This window comes from Vibrio sp. V08_P9A1T1 (genome assembly GCF_963874405.1).
Classification (GTDB): domain Bacteria; phylum Pseudomonadota; class Gammaproteobacteria; order Enterobacterales; family Vibrionaceae; genus Vibrio; species Vibrio anguillarum.
Window position 1 is genome coordinate 22,071 of sequence record NZ_CAWNIB010000088.1, and the last position, 8,256, is coordinate 30,326.

Annotated in this window: 8 protein-coding genes; 5 read left to right on the forward strand and 3 right to left on the reverse strand. The window is 44.8% G+C overall.

Going from position 1 to position 8,256, the window contains the following annotated elements:
- The first annotated feature begins 3 nt into the window (after positions 1-3).
- The 4 genes from ubiT (at position 4) to rimI (ending at position 2,135) form a co-directional block, all read left to right on the forward strand.
- A complete protein-coding gene (gene ubiT / locus AACT21_RS04620; RefSeq protein ID WP_010318913.1) occupies positions 4-531 on the forward strand; it encodes a ubiquinone anaerobic biosynthesis accessory factor UbiT in 528 nt (175 codons plus the stop codon).
- The gene (locus AACT21_RS04625; RefSeq protein ID WP_094132022.1) at positions 515-1,018 is read left to right on the forward strand and encodes a GNAT family N-acetyltransferase; all 504 of its coding nucleotides are present in this window, start codon (positions 515-517) and stop codon (positions 1,016-1,018) included. The genes ubiT and AACT21_RS04625 overlap by 17 nt, the downstream gene beginning before the upstream one ends.
- A 261-nt stretch (positions 1,019-1,279) precedes the next feature.
- A complete protein-coding gene (locus AACT21_RS04630; protein ID WP_094163297.1) occupies positions 1,280-1,684 on the forward strand; it encodes a DNA polymerase III subunit psi in 405 nt (134 codons plus the stop codon).
- 4 nt (positions 1,685-1,688) lie between these two features.
- Positions 1,689-2,135, forward strand: coding sequence for a ribosomal protein S18-alanine N-acetyltransferase (rimI, locus tag AACT21_RS04635; RefSeq protein ID WP_013857606.1), 447 nt, complete (start codon positions 1,689-1,691; stop codon positions 2,133-2,135).
- Positions 2,136-2,198: 63 nt separating this feature from the next.
- On the opposite strand, the gene AACT21_RS04640 is transcribed toward rimI, so the two are convergent.
- Positions 2,199-4,250: a putative bifunctional diguanylate cyclase/phosphodiesterase gene (locus AACT21_RS04640; RefSeq protein ID WP_013857605.1), complete on the reverse strand. Its 2,052-nt coding sequence runs from the start codon at positions 4,248-4,250 to the stop codon at positions 2,199-2,201.
- A 222-nt stretch (positions 4,251-4,472) separates the two neighbouring features.
- Between AACT21_RS04640 and prfC the strand changes: the two genes are divergently transcribed.
- A complete protein-coding gene (prfC, locus tag AACT21_RS04645; RefSeq protein WP_026028084.1) occupies positions 4,473-6,062 on the forward strand; it encodes a peptide chain release factor 3 in 1,590 nt (529 codons plus the stop codon).
- 102 nt (positions 6,063-6,164) lie between these two features.
- On the opposite strand, the gene srmB is transcribed toward prfC, so the two are convergent.
- On the reverse strand, positions 6,165-7,400 hold the full coding sequence (srmB, locus tag AACT21_RS04650; RefSeq protein WP_013857603.1) for an ATP-dependent RNA helicase SrmB: 1,236 nt from the start codon (positions 7,398-7,400) through the stop codon (positions 6,165-6,167).
- A gap of 92 nt (positions 7,401-7,492) precedes the next feature.
- Positions 7,493-8,215 (reverse strand): tRNA1(Val) (adenine(37)-N6)-methyltransferase, encoded by a 723-nt coding sequence (locus AACT21_RS04655; protein ID WP_047690131.1) that lies wholly within the window; start codon positions 8,213-8,215, stop codon positions 7,493-7,495.
- Positions 8,216-8,256: the final 41 nt, after the last annotated feature.

Genomic DNA, 8,256 nt, shown 5'->3' on the forward strand with positions numbered 1-8,256 from the left:
CTCGTGATTCACAAGATTCGTACTCAACTAGTTCAAAACGCCGCTTCAATTTTGCGATCCCCAGTCCACTTCTTACCGCAAGTTGTACAAAAAAAAGCCTTGCTAGAAGGGTTGAAAACTATATTTCATGAGGCTTTGCAAGAAGGTGACTTTGAATTTCTTGATGGGAAATGGTTAAAGGTTTCAATTCGCGATTTGAATTTGAATTGGTATATCAGCTATCAAGCGGAACAACTTGTTGTGTCTGATAAGACGGAAGTGGAAGATGTCAGCTTTAGCGGTAACCTAAATGATATGGTGTTGATTGCTGGTCGAAAAGAAGATCCTGATACGCTGTTCTTTCAACGTCGACTCTCCATTGAAGGGGATACCGAACTGGGGTTAGAGGTGAAGAACCTGATGGACAGTGTTGACCTAGAGCTTTTACCAAAACCATTCCAGATGTTAATAAATCAGCTAGCAGATTTTGTGCATAAGGGCGTACAATCGCCAGTGACACAAAATGAGGTAATGAATGCTTATTCGAACTGAAGCGCCAGCGGATATCTTAGCGATTGACCGCTTATTAAAATCAGCCTTTGAGACAGATGCTGAAGCTAATTTGGTCATGACATTAAGGGAAAACAGCCATTTGACGCTCTCTTTAGTGGCCTGTGATGATGACGGCGAAGTCGTTGGTCATGTGATGTTTAGCCCAGTATTACTCAATGGTGAAGACTTAAATTGGCAAGGGCTTGCACCGTTAGCCGTGAAAAAAGAGTGGCGAAATCAAGGTGTCGCCGCCTCGTTGGTAAAAGAGGGGTTAATCTGTTTGGCTGAGTTCGATTATCCAGCTTGTGTGGTTTTGGGTGACCCGGATTATTATCAACGCTTTGGCTTTAAAGAGGCGGCGAAATCTGATTTTCGTTGTCGTTGGGATGTTCCAGTTGGCGCGTTTCAGATCGTTGCATTAGTCGACGGCGAATTGAGCGGGCGAGCGGGTTTAATTGAGTATTGCCCAGAGTTCAACGATCTTTAATCACCGTATTTCTATTCAAAACAGGGAGCCCAGTGCTCCCTGTTTACTTTTATGCTCTTCTCATTTGAAGCTACCGTTGTGTTGGCTACATTCGCTCACCCCAATCACCTCGTTTATCTAGGCTCATGGGGATGAATTCACTTGCCGCCTATCTGCAACTTCAAGTTGTTTGGGCATAGCTCTTGGGTCATTGGATGATTAACGGTTTCTGTCTTGGCGCTGATTTGTTAGGATTGCGATGTTCAATGAGGTCATAAACAGATGTCACATCACGAAAATCAATATTTACAAGAAATGGGCATCCAGCATTGGGAGCTTATCCACCCACAGCGGCTGGCTGGCTATCAACCTGATCCGGTGACGCTACCGAGCACGTGCCGTTTATTACTCGTTTCCCCCCAATACCCGCAACAAGGTGCTCTATTGCTGTTTTCAAGAGTATTGAAGAGTATGAGGCTCGAAATCAGTCAGGCGTGTCATCTTGAGCCTCACTCTCTTAGCCAACTAACAGGCTCCAGCATTGAATGGGTGTGGTTTTCAGGCTGTGAAAAGAAAGAAAGCCCGTTGGCCCAGAAAGTGTTAACGTCACCGTCGCTAGTTGAGATAGATGGCAATACCGAGCTGCGCCGGGCGTTGTGGCAGCAAATTTGTTCTTATGAGTCATAAAACCATGAATATTGATGTTGTGCCTTTATCACTTCCTTATCTTGATGCTATTTGGTCCATTGAGCAGCAAGCTCACAGTTACCCTTGGGCTGAATCACTCGTACGCGACTTGGCGAGTCGTGGTGCATGCCACCATGCTATGTTGGTTGATGGCAAAGTTGTCGGTTATTTCTATGCACAGAATATTGTTGGAGAGGTGACCTTGTTGAATATCGCTGTGGATCCGCAGCAGCAAGGTAAGGGTTACGGAAAATTGTTGATGGAGTTTTTCTTAACTTACTGTGAAAAAGCGCAAGCTGAAAGTGCGTGGCTTGAAGTTCGCGAAAGTAACATCCGCGCTTATAGCTTGTACGAATCGCTGGGTTTTAATGAGCTCGATCGTCGAGTGAACTACTATCCCACTCCGAAAGGATCAGAAGATGCGATCATCATGAGCTACTATTTTTTGTAGCTTATTTTCCATCAGCAGATCGTTTGCAAACTCAGGTTTTTTTCATGGTCATGCGTCTCGGAACTATTTCTGGTGCGCCTTATCTTTTTGATGTTCATTGAGTTGATAACATGGGCTTGCAAAACGCTTGACGACTTCCTTAGCGGTTAACGGCTTATCAAATAAGTAACCTTGGAACTGATCACAACCCAATTGTTTGAGAGTTTCGAGTTCTTGGCACTCTTCCACACCTTCGGCTATTACCTCCAAATTTAAACGTTTCGCAATCATAATAATCGTATCCACAATTGCTTGGTCACTCTCATCTAGATGCAATTGAGTGACAAAAGAACGATCGATTTTGAGCACATCCACAGATAAAAGTTTGAGGTAACGCAGTGATGAATAACCAGTGCCAAAATCATCAATCGAGATGCTCAGCTTACTTTTTTTAAGTTGCACCATTTTTTGAATCGCACTTTCTACATTTTCCAGCAATAGCCCTTCAGTAATCTCCAATTCAAGATGTTCACCAGTAATACCTGCTTGTTGCATTGCATGGTTAATGTGTTCAACAAAAGAATCTTGAGAAAACTGCAACGGACTGATGTTGATGGCTAAACGGCGAAAATGGGGCGGTAATACTCCTTGGCGCTTCCAAGCGGCGTATTGATAGCACGCTTGCTCTAATATCCAGTTTCCAATCGGAATAATTTGCCCCGTTTCTTCTGCGATGGTCATAAACACACCCGGTGGCAATACACCTTTGGTTGGGTGGTTCCAGCGGATCAAGGCTTCCACACCGACAATATTGTGCCGCTCATCGACTTGAGGTTGGTAATAGAGTTCTAACTGTTGGGTATTGAGGGCTTCATGGAGGCCTTTTTCAATTTCCAGAAACGATTCGACTTGAGCCTGCATTTCTGGCTCATAAAACATGTATTTATTGCGTCCATTCGCTTTTGCGCGGTAAAGCGCTGTATCGGCTTGTCTAAGGACATCGATATTGGTTTTGCCCACTGACGGAAAAATCGAGATACCAATACTCACAGTGCAATAAAGCTGGTGGTCATCAATCGAGTAAGGGTTGGAAATCAGAGCCAGAAGCTGCTGAGCTACCTTCTCTGCTTGTTGGCGAGAGAGATGAGGAATCAACACCGCAAACTCATCGCCACCGATGCGTGCGGCGGTGTAATCGTGTTTAAGCCAGCCATCCATACGCATGGCGATAGCTTTGATTAAATGATCCCCCGTTGTGTGTCCAAGTGAATCATTGATCGTTTTGAAACGGTCGAGATCAAGGTAAAACAACACACCAGAAGTGTGGGTGCGAATACTGTTATCAATCGCATCAGTGAGCAGTTGCAGCAGCAAGCTGCGATTAGCAAGGCCAGTTAACGTGTCGTAGTAGGCTAATTGGTTAAGTTTAGCATCCGCGAGCTCTCGCTCTTTCCATAAAGTATAGAAAGTACCGGCTAACTCACTGAGCTCATTTTTTTGCTGTTGTAATGGCGGCTGTGTTGGACGTTGATTGTTTTGCAATGAACGAACCCACGAAATTAACGTGGTGATGGGTTTTGACAGCTTGTAGTAAAAAAAGACTAAAAGGATCGAAGTCAGCAACACATTTCGAAAGAGATCAAACAGCAATACTCGTGTGGTTTTTGCAATAAATTCTTTGGCAATGGAAGAGCCGTTGACGGAAAAACTTAAGCTACCTACCACCACACTCGAATTGGGTTGATGCAAGTCAGTTTTAAAGATGGGTATTTCAGGTGTCAGATAATTCGATAAGAGCCGAATAAAAGCCGTCTGCGCTGGAATTTCTCTGCTTTTTTTTGCCAGTGTATCGCCAAAATCATCAATAATTTCAACGTGATAAATGGCATTGTCAACCATTAGGCTAGAGACGACTTGATTGGCTAATAAGTTGTTGAGGTGATAAGCAGCCTGGCTGGCATTTGAATAATTTTGCAGCAGTTTAAAACGGTAGTGATCTTCAATGCGAGCTTGCTCATGGTGTAGGTCGAGCAAAGTATGATACAAACTAAAGCCTATCCCAAGGATCACCGAGACTAGGAACACTGTTTTGGCTTGTTTAAATGCCAGAGAATTTCTTTGTTTGGTTATCAGCATAATACTCGCTTATTCTCTTCGCCCTTTTTAGTTATAGCTCATATTTATTGATAATTTAATTACAAATAGAAAGGTCGTCATTCTCTTGTTGATTTGTATAGCGACGAAAGTTGCTCCCAGATCAAATATAGGGGAGAATACCGCGCAAATTTGAATCGAACTGCTGATCAGCGTAAGCGCTTCGGCTCTCCCTTATATCAGCATATTGAGAAGACCTGTTTCATGTCAAATACTCCTTTTTTGAGTGAAGTTTCTAAACGTAGAACCTTCGCTATTATTTCGCACCCGGATGCGGGTAAAACCACCATTACTGAAAAAGTTCTGCTATTCGGGAATGCCATTCAAAAAGCGGGAACGGTAAAAGGGCGCGGCTCTAACCAGCATGCTAAATCAGATTGGATGGAAATGGAAAAAGAGCGTGGTATTTCGGTCACGACCTCTGTGATGCAATTTCCTTACAATCATTGTTTGGTTAACTTGCTCGATACTCCAGGGCACGAAGACTTCTCGGAAGATACTTACCGCACATTGACGGCGGTTGACTCGTGCTTAATGGTGATTGATGCAGCAAAAGGTGTTGAAGATCGTACTCGTAAGCTGATGGAAGTGACTCGCTTACGTGATACACCGATTGTAACCTTCATGAACAAATTGGACCGTGAGATCCGCGACCCAATGGAATTGCTTGATGAAGTGGAGAATGAGCTGAAGATTGCCTGCGCCCCGATTTCATGGCCAGTGGGTTGTGGTAAAGAGTTTAAAGGCGTGTACCACATTCACCGTGATGAGACGATTCTGTACGCGACCGGCCAGGGCCACACTATTCAAGAAGAGCGCATTGTTAAGGGCCTCAACAACCCTGATCTGGATAAGGCCGTGGGTGATGACCTTGCCGCTCAGCTGCGTGATGAGCTTGAATTGGTATTAGGTGCTTCTCATGAATTTGATCAAGAGCTGTTTTTAAAAGGTGAGTTGACCCCTGTTTTCTTCGGAACGGCATTAGGTAACTTTGGTGTGGACCATATGCTGCATGGTTTAACTGAGTGGGCTCCGGCGCCGATGCCACGTCAAGCTAATGAGCGTATTGTTGAAGCCACGGAAGAGAAATTCTCAGGCTTTGTGTTTAAAATCCAAGCGAACATGGATCCTAAACACCGCGATCGTATTGCGTTTATGCGTATTGTGTCGGGTACTTATACCCAAGGCATGAAAATGAACCACGTGCGTATTGGTAAGCAAGTGAGTATTTCTGATGCGGTTACCTTTATGGCGGGCGATCGCTCTCGTGCTGAAAATGCTTATGCTGGCGATATTATCGGTTTGCATAACCATGGAACAATTCAGATTGGTGATACCTTTACTCAAGGTGAATCGTTGAAATTCTCAGGTATTCCTAACTTTGCTCCTGAGCTGTTCCGTCGTATTCGCTTGCGCGATCCACTGAAGCAGAAGCAACTGCTTAAAGGTTTAGTGCAGTTGTCGGAAGAGGGAGCGGTTCAAGTCTTCCGCCCACTACAAAATAACGATTTGATTGTGGGTGCAGTGGGTGTGCTGCAGTTTGATGTGGTGGTGTCTCGTTTAAAATCTGAATACAACGTCGAGGCAATTTACGAAGGTGTTAACGTTGCAACAGCACGTTGGATTGAGTGCGCAGATGATAAAAAATTCGAAGAGTTTAAGCGCAAAAACCAAAGTAACATCGCACTGGATGGTGGGGATAACCTGACTTACATCGCGCCGACTATGGTCAATTTGAATCTGGCCAAAGAGCGTTTTCCTGAAGTGGAGTTCCGTGCGACACGCGAACATTAAACCTTGGTGAGTTTGAAGAGAGTGATACTCTCTTCAAACATTAAAGATAAAAAAATGCCGATATTTCAGTATCGGCATTTTTTTATAGGTGGTATTGGAACACTATTTTTTCTTTTTGTTCGCTTTCTTCTTCTTCGAAACCACTTTGACTTTTTTGTCATCGGTTTTCTTTTTCTTTTTGAATACCGGCTTTTTGTGCTGCGGGCGCATATCTTTAATGAAGCGCTCTTTTATCTCCTCGTCGACATAACGCGCGACGCGGTCCATCATCACTTGATCATGGGCTTCAACCAAAGAGATCGCATTGCCTTTTTTACCAGCACGAGCCGTACGACCTATGCGGTGTAAGTACACATCCGCTGAGCGTGGCATATCAAAGTTGATCACGTGACTTACGTCAGGTAAGTCAATACCGCGTGCGGCCACGTCGGTTGCCAGTAGTACGTTGACTGCGCCTTCACGGAATCGCGTAATGGCGTTATTGCGACGATCTTGTGGCATTTCGCCTTGAATCCAAGCACAAGGAATTTGCGCTTTTTCTAGCTCTGTACGCAAATCAGCTAAGCGCTCACGAGTTTTGATAAACACGATAGAACGTTCGGCTTGCTCGGTGAGGATTTTCTTCAATAGCTCAACTTTGTGCACCATGGTATCGGCGCGGTGATACCATTGAGTGATTTTTTTGCGTTCACGACGAGAAGGATCGGCATTGATTGTTGCTGGTTCTTTTAAGAGATCGGCAGTAAAACCTTCCACACCATGACCTTCCAGTGTTGCAGAGAAAAGCAAGGTCTGTTTACGCCAGCGACATTCCGCAGCGAGACGATCGACGATTGGGCCAAAGCCCATGTCCAGCATGCGGTCAGCTTCATCCAAAATAAGCCATTCAATCGCACGACAATCAAAACGCTCGCCTTCAATGTATTCCATCAAGCGACCAGGCGTTGCCACCACAATATCTTGCGTTTTGGCTAAGATGTCGGCGTGCTCTTGATATTGTACGCCGCCGGTGATGGTGACGATATTGAGGCGAGTATTCTTCGCCAGTTCACGAGCTTGATCCGCCACTTGCATCGCCAATTCACGAGTTGGGGTCAGAATCAAGACGCGTGCAGGGCCGGCTCGCTTGCGCGGAAAATCTAAAAGATATTGTAGCGCGGGTAAAACAAATGCAGCGGTTTTACCGGTTCCCGTTGGCGCAGAGGCAAGAATATCTCGACCATCTAGGGCTTGTGGGATCGCTTCAGCTTGAACTTGGGTGGGACGTTCAAAGCCCATATCTTCAATGGCCGCAATGATGCAAGGGTCAAGATCGAGGTCAGCAAAGGTTTTGATCACAGTGAGTACTCCACAAGCCGTTAGGCTTATTTGGCTATAAAATTAAGGTCGAACATTATAGGGGGATTGGTGATTAGGATCACATGTTATTTCTACATCTTGAGATAAAAATCTTGAGTTAGGGCAATAAAGGCTTCGCTATAACCACTTGATGAGTGAATGACCAACGATGAATCAATCACAGAAGCCGAGGCTAAACTTAGTTCAATCAATAGCCGATGAGCGGGTTTGTGTGCTATGGGTTGTACAGTGCAGCGCCGCTTAAGCTGCCAGCCGAGCGTGAGTGCTTGCTCGATAAATTGTTCCCCTTCATACACGGGCAAAATAAAACAAGCTTGCCCCTCATCGTTGAGGAGACTTTTTGCTCTGACTAATAAAGCGTGATGAGCAAGTTGATTGGTGTGCCTAGCAGTAGCTCGCTGGGGATCATGAGACAGTTCACCACTGTTGAAATAGGGTGGGTTACAAATAATTGCATCAAAGGACGGCGTAAAAGAGGTGTCTAAAATATCACCTTGTAAAACCTGTATGCGTTGCCCCCATGAAGAAGCATTACTGTTGTATTGGGCCGCTTCAAAGGCAAAGGCATCGATATCGACGGCCGTAATTTGTGCATTGCTAAAACGTTGTGCGCACATTAATGCCAATAACCCAGTACCGGTGCCAATATCGAGAATGGTTTTGGGATGGTGCGTGAAAGCCCACGAGCCTAATAGAACCCCATCGGTACTGACAGGCATTCCCGCTTGTCCACCGTCAATGGAAAATTGTTTAAATTTGAAACGCTTATTTTTGGGCGTGTGACTTTTCATCATTATTTCAAAATATAGCTCTAATTAAGTGATAACCACTATTG

Coding starts and splice junctions, on each gene's coding strand:
- AACT21_RS04640 (WP_013857605.1), bottom strand. CDS start 4,250: ATGCTGATAACCAAACAAAGAAATTCTCTGGCATTTAAACAAGCCAAA.
- rimI (WP_013857606.1), top strand. CDS start 1,689: ATGAATATTGATGTTGTGCCTTTATCACTTCCTTATCTTGATGCTATT.
- AACT21_RS04630 (WP_094163297.1), top strand. CDS start 1,280: ATGTCACATCACGAAAATCAATATTTACAAGAAATGGGCATCCAGCAT.
- AACT21_RS04625 (WP_094132022.1), top strand. CDS start 515: ATGCTTATTCGAACTGAAGCGCCAGCGGATATCTTAGCGATTGACCGC.
- prfC (WP_026028084.1), top strand. CDS start 4,473: ATGTCAAATACTCCTTTTTTGAGTGAAGTTTCTAAACGTAGAACCTTC.
- AACT21_RS04655 (WP_047690131.1), bottom strand. CDS start 8,215: ATGATGAAAAGTCACACGCCCAAAAATAAGCGTTTCAAATTTAAACAA.